Source organism: Pontibacter sp. GD13 (assembly GCF_058216355.1).
The window spans coordinates 167,079-182,504 of sequence record NZ_JBYZMQ010000007.1 but is presented as its reverse complement, the minus strand read 5'-3'; the positions used below and the strand labels follow the sequence as shown (position 1 = coordinate 182,504).

General features: G+C 51.7%; 14 protein-coding genes. 10 read left to right on the top strand and 4 right to left on the bottom strand.

The genetic code is table 11. The annotated features are described in order from the left end of the window. Positions 1-24 precede the first annotated feature (24 nt). The 7 genes from AC4BAN_RS11755 to AC4BAN_RS11725 all read left to right on the top strand — a co-directional run bounded on the left by AC4BAN_RS11755 (position 25) and on the right by AC4BAN_RS11725 (position 9,911). Positions 25-537: an NADH-quinone oxidoreductase subunit J family protein gene (locus tag AC4BAN_RS11755; RefSeq protein ID WP_490564596.1), complete on the top strand. Its 513-nt coding sequence runs from the start codon at positions 25-27 to the stop codon at positions 535-537. A gap of 2 nt (positions 538-539) precedes the next feature. Next, on the top strand, positions 540-845 hold the full coding sequence (nuoK, locus tag AC4BAN_RS11750; RefSeq protein WP_490564595.1) for an NADH-quinone oxidoreductase subunit NuoK: 306 nt from the start codon (positions 540-542) through the stop codon (positions 843-845). A 115-nt stretch (positions 846-960) separates the two neighbouring features. After that, positions 961-3,147: an NADH-quinone oxidoreductase subunit L gene (nuoL, locus tag AC4BAN_RS11745; protein WP_490564594.1), complete on the top strand. Its 2,187-nt coding sequence runs from the start codon at positions 961-963 to the stop codon at positions 3,145-3,147. 122 nt (positions 3,148-3,269) lie between these two features. Continuing rightward, on the top strand, positions 3,270-5,015 hold the full coding sequence (locus AC4BAN_RS11740; RefSeq protein WP_490564621.1) for a complex I subunit 4 family protein: 1,746 nt from the start codon (positions 3,270-3,272) through the stop codon (positions 5,013-5,015). After that, entirely contained in the window at positions 5,016-6,521 is a 1,506-nt protein-coding gene (locus AC4BAN_RS11735) for an NADH-quinone oxidoreductase subunit N (RefSeq protein WP_490564593.1), read from the top strand. It abuts the gene before it with no gap. Positions 6,522-6,529: 8 nt separating this feature from the next. Then, positions 6,530-8,422 carry an amidophosphoribosyltransferase gene (locus AC4BAN_RS11730; protein ID WP_490564592.1) on the top strand — a complete coding sequence of 631 codons (1,893 nt, stop codon included), beginning with the start codon at positions 6,530-6,532 and terminating at the stop codon, positions 8,420-8,422. 193 nt (positions 8,423-8,615) lie between these two features. Beyond that, positions 8,616-9,911: a T9SS type A sorting domain-containing protein gene (locus tag AC4BAN_RS11725; RefSeq protein WP_490564591.1), complete on the top strand. Its 1,296-nt coding sequence runs from the start codon at positions 8,616-8,618 to the stop codon at positions 9,909-9,911. A 77-nt stretch (positions 9,912-9,988) separates the two neighbouring features. On the opposite strand, the gene AC4BAN_RS11720 is transcribed toward AC4BAN_RS11725, so the two are convergent. The 4 genes from AC4BAN_RS11720 to AC4BAN_RS11705 form a co-directional block, all read right to left on the bottom strand. Further along, positions 9,989-10,315 carry a HesB/IscA family protein gene (locus AC4BAN_RS11720; RefSeq protein ID WP_490564590.1) on the bottom strand — a complete coding sequence of 109 codons (327 nt, stop codon included), beginning with the start codon at positions 10,313-10,315 and terminating at the stop codon, positions 9,989-9,991. Between the two features lie 11 nt (positions 10,316-10,326). After that, positions 10,327-10,734 carry a hypothetical protein gene (locus AC4BAN_RS11715; protein ID WP_490564589.1) on the bottom strand — a complete coding sequence of 136 codons (408 nt, stop codon included), beginning with the start codon at positions 10,732-10,734 and terminating at the stop codon, positions 10,327-10,329. A gap of 12 nt (positions 10,735-10,746) precedes the next feature. After that, positions 10,747-11,160, bottom strand: coding sequence for a Fe-S cluster assembly scaffold IscU (gene iscU / locus AC4BAN_RS11710; RefSeq protein WP_490564588.1), 414 nt, complete (start codon positions 11,158-11,160; stop codon positions 10,747-10,749). A gap of 91 nt (positions 11,161-11,251) precedes the next feature. Then, a complete protein-coding gene (locus AC4BAN_RS11705; protein WP_490564587.1) occupies positions 11,252-12,466 on the bottom strand; it encodes an IscS subfamily cysteine desulfurase in 1,215 nt (404 codons plus the stop codon). 116 nt (positions 12,467-12,582) lie between these two features. On the opposite strand from AC4BAN_RS11705, the gene mce reads away from it, so the two are divergent. From mce to AC4BAN_RS11690, 3 genes are all read left to right on the top strand, one after another. After that, entirely contained in the window at positions 12,583-12,984 is a 402-nt protein-coding gene (gene mce, locus AC4BAN_RS11700; RefSeq protein WP_490564586.1) for a methylmalonyl-CoA epimerase, read from the top strand. A 64-nt stretch (positions 12,985-13,048) separates the two neighbouring features. Beyond that, positions 13,049-13,621 carry an L-threonylcarbamoyladenylate synthase gene (locus tag AC4BAN_RS11695; RefSeq protein WP_490564585.1) on the top strand — a complete coding sequence of 191 codons (573 nt, stop codon included), beginning with the start codon at positions 13,049-13,051 and terminating at the stop codon, positions 13,619-13,621. Positions 13,622-13,813: 192 nt separating this feature from the next. After that, positions 13,814-15,238: a CCA tRNA nucleotidyltransferase gene (locus AC4BAN_RS11690; protein ID WP_490564584.1), complete on the top strand. Its 1,425-nt coding sequence runs from the start codon at positions 13,814-13,816 to the stop codon at positions 15,236-15,238. The last annotated feature ends 188 nt before the right edge of the window (positions 15,239-15,426 follow it).

Sequence of the window (15,426 nt, the reverse complement as noted above, 5' to 3'; positions counted from 1 at the left end):
ATAATCTTTAAAAGATCATAGAAAATGCTATTCTACATTTTTGCCGCGCTGGCTGTACTTTCCGGTGCTTACATGGTGCTTACGCGCAGCCTGCTGTATGCTGGTTTTTCGCTGTTGGTCACGCTTTTAAGCGTTGCGGGCATTTACGTGCTGCTGTATGCTGACTTTATTGCCGTAACGCAGCTGATGGTTTACGTGGGGGGTGTGTTGGTGCTCATCCTGTTTGGCATCATGCTGAGCAGCCGCGTGCACAACCAGTCGGTGCTATCCGAGAACACCAACACCGTGTGGGGCGCGCTGGTCGCTGGGCTGGTTCTGATCGGGTTGAGTTACACCATCCTGAAAGCCAGGATCAACGCCCTGCCCTGGCTGCAAACAGCGGATACGGATGTGCTGGGCCTGCAGAAGAGCACGGTGCAAAGTATAGGCATCAAGCTAATGACCGATGTTGTGGTGCCTTTCGAGGTAGCCTCGCTGCTGCTCCTGATCGCTTTGATCGGGGCGGCCTACATCGCCACAGATAACCAGAAAGTATAAATATGGCACAGATTCCGTTAGAGCATATCCTGTTGTTGAGCGCGGCGCTTTTTAGCCTGGGCATACTTGCTGTTATAACCAAGCGGCATGCCGTGGTGGTGCTGATGGGCATCGAGCTGATCTTTAACGCGGCCAACCTGAACCTGGTCGCCTTTAGCCGCTACGACCCGCTGCTGCTGCAAGGGCAACTCTTCTCGTTATTCGTTATAGTAGTAGCCGCTGCCGAGGCTGCCGTGGCGCTGGCCATCGTGCTGCGGATGTTCCAGCATTTTAAAACGGCCAACCTGAACGAGGTGGCGACAAGGTAGCCACAGCAAGGCAAAACTATATATATTAAAACTAAAGCTTTATCCGTAACTTTGGCCCCTGTTGCAGCAATGCGCAAAGGCTGTATCACCCCAAAACGAAATTACGAAGTATAACTTGGAGCTATCCGCACTTATAGAGCCTTTAGCCGGCACACCCCAAACCGCCACCGCACTGGTGCTGTTGCTGCTGCCGCTCCTGGCTTTTATCGTGCTGTACTTTTTCGGTAAACAACTGCCCCGCCAGGGCGACTGGCTTGGAATTGCCTTCACGGTACTTGCTTTAGGCCTGTCCGTCTGGCTCTTCTACCAAACCTGGAACACCGATACCTTCCACACCCGCATTACATGGTTCGGCTTAGCCTCACTGAACGGCTCGGTGGCTGATTTTACGGCAGGGATACTGCTGGATAACCTGACGGTGCTGCTGCTGCTGATCGTAACGTTTATTTCCCTGCTGGTGCAGCTCTTCTCGGTGGGATATATGCATGGAGACCAAGGCTACAGCCGATATTTCGCCTTCCTGGGCCTGTTCACCTTCAGCATGCTGGGCATCGTGCTGGTGGATAACCTGCTGCTGCTTTTCATGTTCTGGGAACTGGTGGGCTTCTCATCGTATCTGCTCATTGGTTTCTGGTACCAGAAACCAGCCGCAGTGGCGGCCAGCAAAAAAGCTTTTCTGGTAAACAGGGTAGGGGACATTGGGTTGCTGCTGGGGCTTTTTGGCTTTTATGCATACTTCCGCACCTTCGACCTGGAGGCACTTCGCACCCTGATCAGTACAGGCGCCTGGACCAGCAATGGCTTTCAGCTGCATTATACTTTGTACAACCACACCTGGCTGGTTACGCTACCCCCGTGGGTGCTTACGCTGGCCGGATTGGGGCTGTTTATGGGCTGTGTGGGCAAATCGGCACAGTTTCCTTTGCAGGTGTGGCTGCCCGATGCCATGCAAGGTCCCACACCGGTATCTTCCCTGATCCACGCGGCCACCATGGTAGCCGCAGGCGTGTACCTGCTGGCTCGCTGCTACGCATTCTTCACCCTCGACGCACTTACGGTAATGGCCATTATAGGCGCTGTTACGGCCCTGCTGGGGGCTCTGGCTGCGTTCACGCAACACGACATCAAAGCGGTGCTGGCTTTTTCCACTATCTCGCAACTGGGCTACATGGTGATGGGCATGGGCACCGGTGCGCACGATGCCGCTATTTTCCACCTCACCACCCACGCATTCTTTAAAGCCGCCCTATTCCTGATTGCCGGTATCATCATCCATGCTATGCACCGCGGCTTGCACCACAACCCTGCCCTTACCCACATCGATACGCAGGATATCCGCAACATGGGGGGGCTGCGCAAGGCCATGCCGCTAACCTTTTATACCTACCTGCTGGCTGCTGCATCTCTGGCGGGCATTCCGCTTTTCTCAGGATTCTTGTCTAAAGATGCGATCCTGTCCGTTGCCTGGGCCTGGGCACAGACCATGAGTGCGCAGGGCAATCTATTCTATTTCCTGGTGCCGATCACAGGTTTCACAGTCGTGCTGCTCACCGCTTTTTACATGACTCGACACATGTGGTTCCTTTTTTTCGGTAGCTTCCGGCTACCCTTTGATGTGCAAAAACTAAGGATGTCGGCAAGTCGTGAAGTGGAGCGGGCCATGGCTTTGCCGGTAGTTGTGCTGGCGGCCCTGTCGCTGGGCATCTTTTTCTCCCTGAACCCGCTGAGCTTTAGCGGCAGCTGGGTGGTGAAGGGTATAGCGCTGCAGGCTTTGCTGCCCTCCGGCATGCTACTGTCCGGGGGAATGGTGCAGGCGATCAGGCTCCAGAACGAATCGAACCATCTGCTCCACATCGTTTTCGGCGTGCTTTCGGCCATGCTGGCTGCTGCCGGTATATGCTTCGCCCTGTATCGATACAACCGGAAAAGCAGTCAGGTTTTGCTGCACACAACGCCAAAAGGCACCTTTGCGCTGTTGTCTTTCAACCATTTTTACCTGGACAGGCTCTACGACCTGGCCTTTGTGCGCCCTGTTGTGCTGCTGGCCCGTGGCATGTACCGGGTTGATAAACGGATGATCGACTACACTCTGGACTATAGCAGCAAATGGCTGGTCGTGTTTTCCAAAGTGGTGGCCTGGTTCGATAGGCTGGTAGTGGATGGGGCGGTGTGGCTGGTGGGGGCACTGGCAAAGGTATTGGGGGTGATCGGCAAAAACCTGCAGAACGGAAAGGTGCAGTCGTACTACGCGTATTCCCTTTTCGGATTTATTTTGATAATACTATACATCGTCCTGTTTTGATGTTTAACTTTCGGAACGGACGCACATCATGTGCTGCAGACAATTGTTTTTCACTGGTGCCTGACAGCCCAATGCCGTTTTTTATACTTACAGAAACCAACAAGCAACCTGCCACCTAGTTGATGGACTTTATACTTAGCAGCCTCATATTCACTCCCCTTGTAGCAGCGCTTATTTTGCTGTTGTTGCCTGCGCACCTCGAAAAGCCCATCAAGGGAGTGGCTTTATTGGCTACTATGGTGCAGGCGGCCTTGGCCCTGGGCCTGTACATGAGTTTCGACGGAGCTGCCTTTGCCAATGGGCAGGTGGGTTACCAGTTCGTGGAGAAGCTGCCCTGGATCGGTTTTTCCTTAGGCACCCTGGGGCGCTTACAGATTACCTATTTTGTGGGTGTGGATGGCGTGAGCATCAGTATGGTGCTGCTTACGGGCATCATTGGCGTAGTGGGCGTTATCTCCTCGTGGTCCATTACCCAGAACGTGAAGGGCTATTTCCTGCTCTATCTGCTGCTGCTCACCAGCGTGATGGGTTGTTTCCTGGCCCTGGACTTTTTCCTGTTCTACCTTTTCTTTGAGTTCATGCTCCTGCCCATGTATTTCCTGATCGGGATGTGGGGAGGGCCGAAGCGCGAGTACGCCGCTATTAAGTTCTTTATATTTACCCTGGTCGGTTCGTTGTTCATCCTGCTGGTGATGATCGGGCTTTATACTTCCGTTATCGATCCGTTGGCCACGGCACACCAACTGGGTTTGCCAGGGCTGGACAGGGCTGAAACAACGGATGCGGTGCTACGGGTGCAGCAGCTGTTACAGCAAGGCCTCATCAGTGGTGCCGACATGGTGCGCACGTTCAGCATTCCGGACATGATGGAGCCCGCAAACTTTATTCCCGGCAGCCTGTTGCACACGCTTTCCGGGGTTGTGCTGTGGCAGCTGCCAATCCGGTTTCTGGCTTTCCTGTTCCTGTTTGCCGGTTTTGCCATCAAGGTTCCCACGGTGCCGGTGCATACCTGGTTGCCCAATGCCCACGTGGAGGCGCCCACCCCAATCTCCGTTTTGCTGGCAGCCCTTCTCCTGAAAGTGGGCGGCTATGGTCTGATCCGAATCGTGTACCCCATTTTCCCGGATGCAGGCGCTTACTTCGCCGTACTGGTCGGTGGCCTGGGGGTACTCTCCATTATCTATGGCGCTTTGTGCGCCCTGGCCATGAACGACCTGAAAAAACTGATTGCCTATTCTTCGGTGTCGCACATGGGTTTTGTGCTGCTGGGGCTGTCCTCCCTCACCATCGAGGGGGTGAACGGCGCGGTGTACATGATGTTCAGCCACGGGGTTATCTCGGCGATGCTCTTTTTGTTAGTGGGGGTGATTTATGACCGTGCCCATGACCGCATGATTCTCAATTTCAGGGGGCTCGCCACCCGGATGCCGGCTTATACGGCTTTCGTGGTCCTTGCCTTCTTTGCGTCTTTGGGCCTGCCGGGCTTTTCAGGGTTTATCTCCGAGCTGCTGGTGCTGGTGGGTGGTTTTAGTGCCCCCGATGTCACGGGCATGCTGCCCCGCTGGTTTACCATAGTGGCTGTTTTCGGGCTCCTGCTTTCTGCGGCCTACTACCTGTGGGCGCTGCAGCGTATGTTTTTTGGCAAATACTGGATTTTTCCAGAATTAAGGGCAACGGCTGCTATTACTGATCTTACCCCCCGCGAATACCTGATGCTGGCGCCTTTGGCGGCCCTGGCCTTGCTTTTTGGCATATTCCCGCACCTGCTTTTAGATAAGATCAGCGTGGCCACTGCCGGCTTCACCGCCCTGGTTATACAGAACGGGCAGGAGCAACTGCACATCGTTTTATCCTCTTTACTGCCTTAAGTGAACGAGCAAGCCTTATACCTCACCGACAAGATCGATGCTATTACAGCGGGGGCTGGCGCGCTGTTGCCGGAGCTTCTGTTGTCATGCTTCTTTCTGCTGCTCATCACGCTAGATCTTTTCAAATCCAGGGTAATAAAACAGTTATTGCCCTGGCTGGCTTTAAGCGCCCTCTTTGCCACCCTCAGCATTCAGGTTTTAGGCGGCTATGCCACAGGGGTTGGTAGCTTTCTTAAGCTGTTGCTCTCCGACGGACTGGCACAGTTTGCCGGTATACTTTTCAGTGCTGCCGGCATCTGCACGGTGTTGCTCTCCCTGCTCAACAAACCGCTGGAAAAGCAGGCGCACGGGCGTGGGGAGTACTACGGGTTGATCCTGATGTTGGTGATGGGGCTAAACCTGATGGCCAAATCCGTGAACCTGCTGATGGTGTTTGTCGCCATTGAAACGGTTTCTGTTGCCTCCTACATTCTCACGCTGCAATTTAAAGAGAACCGCCGTTCAGTGGAGGCAGGGGTGAAGTATATCCTGTATGGCGCCCTGTCAGCGGGCATCATGCTCTACGGCATGTCGTTTTTCTATGGTGTGTCGGGCTCTTTAAACTATACTTCCCCGGAATTTGCGCTGGCCCTGGTGCAAGCCGACACCTTGTTGGTAACTGTGGCAGCCATTTTGGTCTTTGCCGGCTTTTTTTTCAAAATAGCCGCTACGCCTTTTCATTTCTGGGCTCCTGATGTTTACCAGGGCGCCCCCATGCCTGTTGTAGCCCTTTTCTCTACCGGGCCAAAAATGGCGGGAATTGTGGTTCTACTGCGGTTTATCTTGGCTTTTGCCGAGCCGCTTGCATTCGCCGATGTGCAGTTATTCCTGGGTATTGCCGCCCTGGTTACGCTGGCGGTGGGCAACCTTACGGCCCTTTGGCAAAACACACCTCGCCGCCTGATGGCCTATTCCTCCGTTTCGCACGCCGGTTTCCTGCTGATGGCCTTGCTGGCATTCGGCACCAACTACACCACAAGCGTGCTCTTTTACCTGGCTGTGCTGTTGTTTATGAACTTCGGTATTTTCCTGTTTCTGCAGATTGCCGAAGACGAGCTGGATGTGCAGGAGCTGGAGCATTTTTCGGGTTTGGGCAAGCTGTATCCTTACCTGGGCGTAATGGGGCTGGTTTACCTGCTCTCGCTAACGGGTTTGCCTCCTTTGGCTGGTTTTATGGGCAAATTGCTCGTGTTCAGCACCCTCTGGGAGGCCTACACGCTCAACAGCAATCCTATGCTGCTGCTCTTGCTGGTGACGGGGGTGTTGCTCACAGGCGTGGCTTTGTTTTATTATATAAAGATTCCATACTACCTTTTCCTTAAAAGGAATTATAGAGCAGAAAATTTAGTTATTTCACTGTCAAATAAATTGTTGCTGGCATTGTTTGCGCTTCCGTTGCTGGTTCTGTTCTTCAAACCAGACCTGCTGCTGAACTGGATTGAACAAATGCTGGCCCAGGCACTTTAACAGCACCCATGAGCGACTCTATTAAGCACGAATGCGGCATTGCACTGATCAGGCTTCGCAAACCGATTGAATATTATGTAGAGAAGTATGGCACCCCGATGTATGGCGTAAACAAGCTGTACCTGCTTATGCAGAAGCAGCATAACCGTGGGCAGGACGGAGCCGGAGTTGCCAGTATTAAGATCGATGCCCTTCCCGGCATCGATTATATCAACCGTTTCCGCTCCGTAAAAAACCGGGCCATAGACAGTATCTTCGGCAAGATCGGGAAAGAGTTTAAGAAACTGAAGGACACCTACCCTGACCGCGCCAGCGATACCGGCTGGATATGGGAGAACACCCCCTTTCTGGGCGATGTTTACCTGGGCCACCTGCGCTACGGCACCCATGGGCTTAACAGCGTAGATAACTGCCACCCCATGGTGCGCGAAAACAACTGGCGCAGCCGCAGCCTGGCTGTTGCCGGTAACTTCAACATGACCAACGTGGATGAGCAGTTCAGGAAACTGATCGAGCTGGGGCAGCACCCGAAGCATAAAACCGACACCACCACCGTGTTGGAGAAAATAGGTCATTTTCTGGATGAAGAGAACCAAACGCTTTTCGATTCCTACAAAGACGAATTCTCCAACAAGGAGATCACAGGCCTGATCGAGGGGAACCTGGACCTGCAGCGTGTGCTGAAGCGTGCCTGTAAGGATTTTGACGGGGGCTATGCAATGGCCGGATTAACGGGATATGGTGCCGCCTTTGTGGTGCGCGATCCAAATGGCATTCGTCCGGCATACTACTACGAGGATGATGAGGTGGTCGTAATTGCCTCAGAAAAGCCCGCCATTAAAACCGCTTTCGATATCGATTACAACCAGATCAAGGAGATTACCCCGGGCCATGCCCTGATCGTGGACAAAGCCGGCAATGCCGAGTTGAAAGAAGTAGTGCCGCAGGCAGAGAAATTATCCTGCAGCTTTGAGCGCATTTACTTTTCGAGGGGCAACGACCCTGAAATTTACAACGAGCGCATGAACATGGGCCGTTTGTTGTGCCCACCCATCTTAAAGGCCATCAACTTTGATCTGAAGAACACGGTTTTCTCTTATATCCCGAACACGGCCGAAACCTCCTGGCTCGGCATGATGAAAGGCATCGAGGATTACCTGCGGGGCTACAGAAAGCAGGCCATCCTGAACAACAAGCTCTCAGAAGAGGAGCTGGATACTATCCTGCAATATAAACCGCGGGCACACAAGCTGGTGATAAAAGACGCCAAGCTGCGCACCTTTATCACAGACAACAACAGCCGTGATGACCTGGTGACCCATGTGTATGACACCACTTACGAGGTAATAAAAAAAGGGGTGGATACACTGGTGGTGCTCGACGATTCTATTGTGCGAGGCACCACACTGGAGAAGAGTATCATTAAAATGCTGGATAAGCTGGAGCCCAAGAAAATCATTATAGTTTCCTGCGCCCCCCAGATACGATACCCCGATTGCTATGGCATTGACATGTCCAGGCTAAAGGAGTTTGTCGCCTTCAGGGCTTTGCTGGCGCTGCTGGATGACACAGGAAAGGGAGGTATGGTGCGGGAGGTATACCAACAGTGCGTGGCCGTGCAAAACTCACCGGAATTTTATGAGCACAACTTTGTACAAAAGCTGTACGACCAGTTCTCGGCAACAGCTCTGTCAGCAAAGGTATCCGAGATCGTGAAAGCCCCGGAGGTAAATGCGGAGGTAGAGGTGATCTATCAAACGATTGAAGACCTGCACCTCGCATGCCCTAACCACAAGGGCGACTGGTATTTTACGGGCAATTACCCAACTCCGGGCGGAACCGGCGTCGTGAACAGAGCCTTCATGAATTTTGTGGAGAACAAAAGCGGACGTGCTTACTAGTAGCTTACTCGTAATAACCTTACCAATAAAAAGGCCTGCTTCTTGTAAAAGGGAGCAGGCCTTTTTGCGGAAGAAACAATATGGACAAACAGGCGCACATTGCCGGAGTAAATTGAACTTATCGAAGAAGAATCAGGTTGGTGCTAGAACTGAAAATGCTTTTAGAAGAAAGTAGCTATTCAACCCTCTGAAGATGAGATTGAAAATTTCGTTTGTAAAAAAAATTGTCTGCTTGCTGATGCCGGCCGTTTGCTCTGGTTATCTCGCCACAGCACAGGTAAGTATGGAACAGAACAATGCGTATTATGGCCAGAATTTCGATGCCTTGCCCGCTGCCAATACCGACACCTGGTTAAATGGGGCCTATTATTTGCCCGGCTGGACGGTACAGCGTACCAAAGCGGGCTCTACCATAGTTGCCAACGCCGGCACGAATAATACAGGTGCCCTATACAGTTATGGCGTAGCGGGTGCTTCGGATCGTGCCCTTGGCTCCATCAGCTCTTCCGTGGCCGGCGAGTTTGCTTATGGCCTCTTGCTACAGAATAACACTGCAGCCACCATAAAGGCTGTGGATGTAGGCTATTGGGGGGAGCAGTGGCGCGTTTCAAATTCCACGGCGGGGGAGCACCGCATTACCTTCTGGTATGCCATCCGCAGCGACAAAAACCTCTTTAACCTCTCTCCGGCCAATGATAAAGAATGGATCCAGGTGCCAGAGCTTACCTTTTTCTCCCCAGTGTTTTATGCCACCGGTAAACCACTGGATGGGAACCTGCTTGCCAACAAGAGATACCTGTTTCAAACGCTTGCAGTGGATATACCTGCTGGCTTCTACCTGATGCTACGTTGGAAGGATGCGGATGAGCTGGAAGCGGACCATGGCCTGGCCATCGATGATGTTGCCCTGGCCTGGCGGACGGATGCGAATGGTGGGCCAGCTACGCTGCCCGTAGAGCTGATGAATTTTACAGCCGACCCGGCTGGTTACCAGGTAAAGTTACAATGGAAAACTGCGTCGGAAGAAGCGAGCAACCACTTCGTGGTGGAACGGAGCAATGACGGGCGCAGATTCGAGGGTATCGGTTTGGAGCAGGGAAACGGGACCACCCGACAAGTCAGCACTTATACGTTTACCGATGAGAATCCTTTGGCAGGCACCTCGTATTACCGACTGAAGCAAGTGGACAATGATGAGTCGTTTAACTACTCGCCGGTGGTAAGTGTAAAGCGCGATGTCAGCAAAGAATCGGTGCAGGTTTTCCCTACCATCACTTCCGACACCATACAGCTTGTTTCAGAAACCGACACAGACCTGGTGCGGGCGACAGTAGTTGATGTGATGGGAAAGCGCGTGCTGGAGATTGCATTGCCAAAGTTGCAGCGGCAGCACATCCTGAGTGTCCGTGGCCTGAGCAGCAGCACTTACGTGCTCGTGCTGGAGGATGCAAGCGGGAAAAAGTTTACCACGCGTTTCAGAAAGATATAGGTATATAAAAGGCCTTTGAACAAAAAAAGAGCTGCTAATTACTAAGCAGCTCTTTTTGATGAAGTATAGCTTTATGTTTATACCGAGAAACTATCGCCGCAGCCGCAGGTGCGGGTGGCATTTGGGTTGTTGAAGTAGAAGCCCTTGCCGTTCAGGCCGTCTGAGAAGTCAAGCTCGGTGCCAGCCAGGTAAAGAAAGCTTTTCATATCCACTACTACCTTTACGCCTTTGTCCTCAAACTCCTGATCCATGGGTTTCACCTCGTCGTCGAAGTCAAGGTTATAGGAAAGGCCGGAGCAGCCACCACCTGCAACAGAAGCACGCAGGCGAAACGTGTCGTCGAGCTGCGCATCCTGCTTCAGCTTGATGACCTTTTCTTTTGCTTTGTCTGATACTGTGATCATATTATTTTGATTTAAGAGACCGGGCTCAGCACTACGCTAAAAACCGTGATCGTGTTAATGTCCCGGCCAAAGTATAATTTATCCAGCGCCTCATACATGTTATGCGCTCTGAAATAGGACGTTTGCAGTTCCTTGTCGTCCCGCGACATCCACTGTACCGTATAAGAACTCTCCTGGTCGCGGTAGTTCTGGACGTAATCCAGCATTTTACGAAGCGCATCCACTTTGTCGTAACCTGTTTCGGAGTGGAAAAGGAATGACTGTTGGTGGCGCGGGTTCACCGTGATCAGGTCGAGGCGCAGCTTGTTGTCCAGCAGTCTGAACTCAAAGAGCAAGCTGTTGCCGCTCATGCCTAAGTGATCTTCGATCTGTTGCTGAATACGGGCACTCTCCACGTGCACATCCATTTTTGACTCCATTGAGCCTGGTGTTTAGTGGTGCGACTTTGGCATTTCCAGCACAGGAAGGCCGTTTTTCACTCTGTAATCGTTGATAGCTGTTTTAATAGCATCTTCAGCAAGTACGGAACAGTGAATTTTAACCGGTGGCAAAGCCAGCTCCTCAACAATAGCCATGTTATCAATGGCCAATGCCTCGTCTACTGTCTTGCCTTTCAGCCACTCTGTGGCCAGGGAAGAAGACGCGATGGCAGATCCACAACCGAAAGTCTTAAACTTCGCGTCTGTGATCACCTGGTTCTCGTCAACCTCTATCTGAAGACGCATCACGTCGCCACACTCAGGCGCACCAACCAGTCCGGTGCCAACGTTGTTCTTTGATTTATCTAGCGTGCCTACGTTACGTGGGTTGCTGTAATGATCGATTACTTTATCAGAATAAGCCATAGCTTTATATTATTACGAATTATGAGTAATTTATGAGAGAAGTATCAGAAACGAGAGGCAAACAAATGCCCTGCTTTCCGATACACAGTTTTTAATGTTCAGCCCACTCAATAGAGTTCAGGTCAATTCCTTCTTTAAACATTTCCCACAGCGGAGATAGTTCACGAAGTTTATGTACCGCCTCTTTCACATGGTCGATAGCAAAGTCGATTTCCTCGTCTGTGGTGAAACGGCTTAATCCGAAACGGAGAGAAGAATGCGCCAGGTCGTCGCTTAAGCCCAGAGCCTTTAATACATACGATGGCTCCAGAGAGGCTGATGTACAGGCAGATCCGGAAGACACTGCCAGGTCTTTGATACCCATCATCAGGCCTTCGCCTTCTACATACTTAAACGAGATGTTTGATACATGCGGTAAGCGGTGCTCGGTAGAACCATTGATGTAGGATTCCTCGATCTGGGTAAGCTCGCGCTCCAACCTGTCACGCATGGCAGAGATACGCTTGGTATCTGCTTCCATGTCCTGCTTTGCGATCTCGGCAGCTTTGCCCAAACCCACAATGCCAGGCACGTTCAGGGTACCGGAACGCATGCCGCGCTCGTGTCCGCCACCGTCCAGCTGGGCAGTTACTTTCACCCGTGGGTTTTTACGGCGCACGTACAGGGCACCCACGCCCTTCGGTCCATACATTTTGTGGCCCGAGAAAGCCATCAGGTCAATACCATCGGCTTCCACATCCACAGGAATTTTGCCTACTGCCTGCGTGCCATCGGTGAAAAACAGCACGCCATGCTTCTTGGCGATAGCTGATATCTCACGTACGGGCTGAATCACCCCGATCTCGTTGTTGGCATACATCAGGGAGATCAAGATGGTTTTATCCGTGATCGCGTCTTCCAGCTCCTTCAGGTCTATCAAACCCTTGTCGTTAACCTGCAGGTAGGTTACCTTGCCTCCGATCTTTTCAATATGCTTGCACGTATCCAATACGGCCTTGTGCTCTGTGGTAGCCGTGATGATATGGTTGCCTTTAGAAGCGTACATTTCAAAAACACCTTTAATGGCCAGGTTATCTGACTCAGTGGCACCGGAAGTGAAAATGATTTCCTTTGGAGAACAATTGATCAGTGCGGCGATCTGTTCGCGGGCATAATCCACCCCTTCCTCCGCTTGCCAGCCAAATGCGTGGTTGCGGGAGGCAGCGTTACCGTACAGGTTTGTCAGGAACGGCATCATGGCATCCAGCACACGCGGGTCTAATGGCGTAGTAGCGTTGTTATCCAGGTATATTGGTAATGTTAGCATATTATTCGAAGTTTCTAATTTAATCCTGTAACCTAAACAGTTTAAAGAAATTATTAGTTTTGAATCCGGTGCAAAATTAACGAAAAATCCTTACTTAGACTAATTATAGATTGAAAATGAAAAACGTGGAACATATCGGTATCGCGGTTAAAAACTTTAGCGAAGCCAACGGTTTATACTTCAGGCTGCTGGGCGTGGAGCCCTATAAAACAGAGGTAGTTGCCTCCGAGGGTGTCAATACCTCATTCTTTAAAGTGGGCAGCACCAAGATTGAGCTGCTGGAGGGCACAACACCGGACAGCGCGATCAGTAAGTTTATAGAGAAAAGGGGAGAAGGCATTCACCATATCGCGTTTGAGGTAGACGATATAGTAGCCGAGATGGAGCGCCTGAAGGAGGAAGGGTTCACACTACTGAATGAGCAACCCAAAAAAGGGGCTGACAACAAATTAGTTTGCTTCGTACACCCAAAGAGCGCCACGGGTGTGTTGATAGAGCTGACCCAGGAAATTAGGTAGGCAGTTTCTGAAAGCCCCCTGCCAATGGCCCGGTACAAGGTAAAAAAGTAAAACAGGAAAAAAGATGAGCCAGTTAATAAAAGAGATACAGGCAGCAGAAGATGAGATCATCATTGGCAACGTAATCCTGTACCCCACCGATACGGTATGGGGCATTGGGTGCGATGCCGAGAACGCGGCTGCAGTACGAAAGATCTATAAGATAAAGGAGCGCGAGGAAGCCAAGTCGATGATCCTGCTGATGGCTGACCTGGCGATGCTACAGCGCTATGTGGAGGAAGTGCCCGCCGAGTTGGAGCAACTGCTGGAAAACCAGGAGCGGCCCACCACCTTTGTGCTCGCCGGTGCCCAGAACCTGCCCAAAGAAGTAATTGCAAAGGATGGAAGCATCGCCGTCCGGATCACAAAAGAGCCCTTTTGTCTGCGGCTGATCCGCCAGGTAGGGCGGCCTCTGGTATCTACCTCGGCCAACATCAGCGGCGAGGCGGCACCGGCATCCTTTAAAGAAATAGCCGAAAGTATAAAAAAGCGGGTAGACCATGTGGTGGGATGGCGGCGGGAAGAAGAAATGGAGGCCAGGCCATCTCGCATTGTAAAGCTAGCGGCAAACGGAGAGCAGACGGTAATTCGGGAGTAGAAAAGGCGTTAAAATTAATATTTATTGAAAATGCGTTTCAGGCCTTTTCTGATACGACACATCAATAAAATGCCTCCGGTAGGTGCTCTTTTGCCAAATTGTCATTTGTCTAAAAAAATAGGCTTTCAATTTAATACCTTATTTTTGCACCTCAGGCCGCGCATCTGCCGTCTGAGGTGTTTTAATTTAGAGATGGATAAGATAAAATTACCCGAGCATTCCATATTCGAGGTCGTTGCGGAGGCAGCAGCTGAATTAAAAGTCGAGGCTTATGTGATCGGCGGTTTTGTGCGCGACCTCGTGCTTAAAAGGCCTTCTAAAGACATTGACGTGGTGTGCGTGGGTGATGGGATTGCACTGGCTGCCTTGGTGGCGCAGAAGCTGCTGCATAAACCAAAGGTGTCTGTTTTTAAGAATTTCGGTACGGCCATGCTGCGAGACGGAGATTGGGAGGTGGAGTTTGTGGGTGCCCGTAAGGAGTCGTACCGGGAGCATTCCAGGAAGCCGGAAGTAGAGACAGGTTCGCTGGAGGATGACCTGAAACGGCGTGACTTCACGATCAATGCCCTCGGGATCTGTTTAAACAAAGATAATTACGGTACCCTGATAGATGCCTTTGAAGGGGTGCGGGATATGAAAAGGAAAATCATCCGTACGCCGCTGCAGCCAGGCATCACCTTTTCCGATGACCCGCTGCGCATGATGCGCGCCATCCGGTTTGCCTCCCAGCTTGGCTTCGACATTGATCCGGACACCTTCGATGCCATCACCGACAACAAGGAGCGCATTAAAATTGTGTCGCAGGAGCGCATTACCGACGAGTTGAACAAGATCATACTTTCGCCCAAGCCCAGCTATGGCTTTAAGCTGCTGTTCGCCTCGGGGCTCTTGCACCTGATCTTCCCGAAAATGGTGGAGCTGCAGGGGGTGGAGACCAGGAACGGAAATTCGCACAAAGACAACTTTTACCATACCCTGCAGGTGCTCGATAACGTGGCCGCCGTGTCGGATGATCTGTGGCTGCGCTGGTCTGCCATTATGCACGACATCGCCAAGCCGGACACAAAGCGCTATCACCCCAAAATAGGGTGGACCTTCCATGGCCACGAAGACAAAGGCGCCCGCATGGTGCCTAAACTGTTCCGCGACCTGAAACTGCCCCTGAATGAGCACATGAAATTCGTGGAGAAGCTGGTGCGGTTGCACCTGCGGCCGATTGCCCTGGTAAAAGAAACCGTAACGGACTCTGCCATCCGGCGCCTGTTGTTCGAAGCCGGTGATGATGTGGATGCGCTTATGAAGCTGTGCCGCGCCGACATCACCTCCAAAAACGACACCAAAGTAAAGCGTTACCTGCAGAATTTTGATAGAGTGGAGAAACGCCTGTGGGAGGTGGAAGAGAGTGACAGCCTGCGCAATTTCCAACCCGTGATCACCGGCGAAGTTATCATGGAAACCTTTGGACTAAAACCATCCAGGGAGGTAGGCAAGTTAAAAGAGACCCTGACAGAGGCGATTCTGGAAGGAAAAGTGAAGAACGAGTTTGAGGTAGCCTATGCTTTTTTGTTGGAGAGAGGGAAGGAAATGGGCTTGGTGATTGTAAAGAGCCTCGTCTGAGTAGGTGCGCGAGCATTTGCCCAAAAAAATGTTGGAGCCAGTTCCTTTTCCAGGCATATCCCGAAGCAGAACCGACTCCAACTACTCACTCAACAACTAAACAAACAAATTACTCTTCAAGAAGGCTGTCATGCCTTGTAGGGTACCAGGGCAGCAGCGGAGCAGGCTTGTACGAGGCGGCTTTTTCA

Excerpts from the sequence above, each read along its gene's own strand:
- AC4BAN_RS11755 (WP_490564596.1), top strand. The coding sequence starts at position 25 with ATGCTATTCTACATTTTTGCCGCGCTGGCTGTACTTTCCGGTGCTTAC.
- nuoK (WP_490564595.1), top strand. The coding sequence starts at position 540 with ATGGCACAGATTCCGTTAGAGCATATCCTGTTGTTGAGCGCGGCGCTT.
- AC4BAN_RS11740 (WP_490564621.1), top strand. The coding sequence starts at position 3,270 with ATGGACTTTATACTTAGCAGCCTCATATTCACTCCCCTTGTAGCAGCG.
- AC4BAN_RS11730 (WP_490564592.1), top strand. The coding sequence starts at position 6,530 with ATGAGCGACTCTATTAAGCACGAATGCGGCATTGCACTGATCAGGCTT.
- AC4BAN_RS11725 (WP_490564591.1), top strand. The coding sequence starts at position 8,616 with ATGAGATTGAAAATTTCGTTTGTAAAAAAAATTGTCTGCTTGCTGATG.
- AC4BAN_RS11720 (WP_490564590.1), bottom strand. The coding sequence starts at position 10,315 with ATGATCACAGTATCAGACAAAGCAAAAGAAAAGGTCATCAAGCTGAAG.
- AC4BAN_RS11715 (WP_490564589.1), bottom strand. The coding sequence starts at position 10,734 with ATGGAGTCAAAAATGGATGTGCACGTGGAGAGTGCCCGTATTCAGCAA.
- iscU (WP_490564588.1), bottom strand. The coding sequence starts at position 11,160 with ATGGCTTATTCTGATAAAGTAATCGATCATTACAGCAACCCACGTAAC.
- AC4BAN_RS11705 (WP_490564587.1), bottom strand. The coding sequence starts at position 12,466 with ATGCTAACATTACCAATATACCTGGATAACAACGCTACTACGCCATTA.
- mce (WP_490564586.1), top strand. The coding sequence starts at position 12,583 with ATGAAAAACGTGGAACATATCGGTATCGCGGTTAAAAACTTTAGCGAA.
- AC4BAN_RS11695 (WP_490564585.1), top strand. The coding sequence starts at position 13,049 with ATGAGCCAGTTAATAAAAGAGATACAGGCAGCAGAAGATGAGATCATC.
- AC4BAN_RS11690 (WP_490564584.1), top strand. The coding sequence starts at position 13,814 with ATGGATAAGATAAAATTACCCGAGCATTCCATATTCGAGGTCGTTGCG.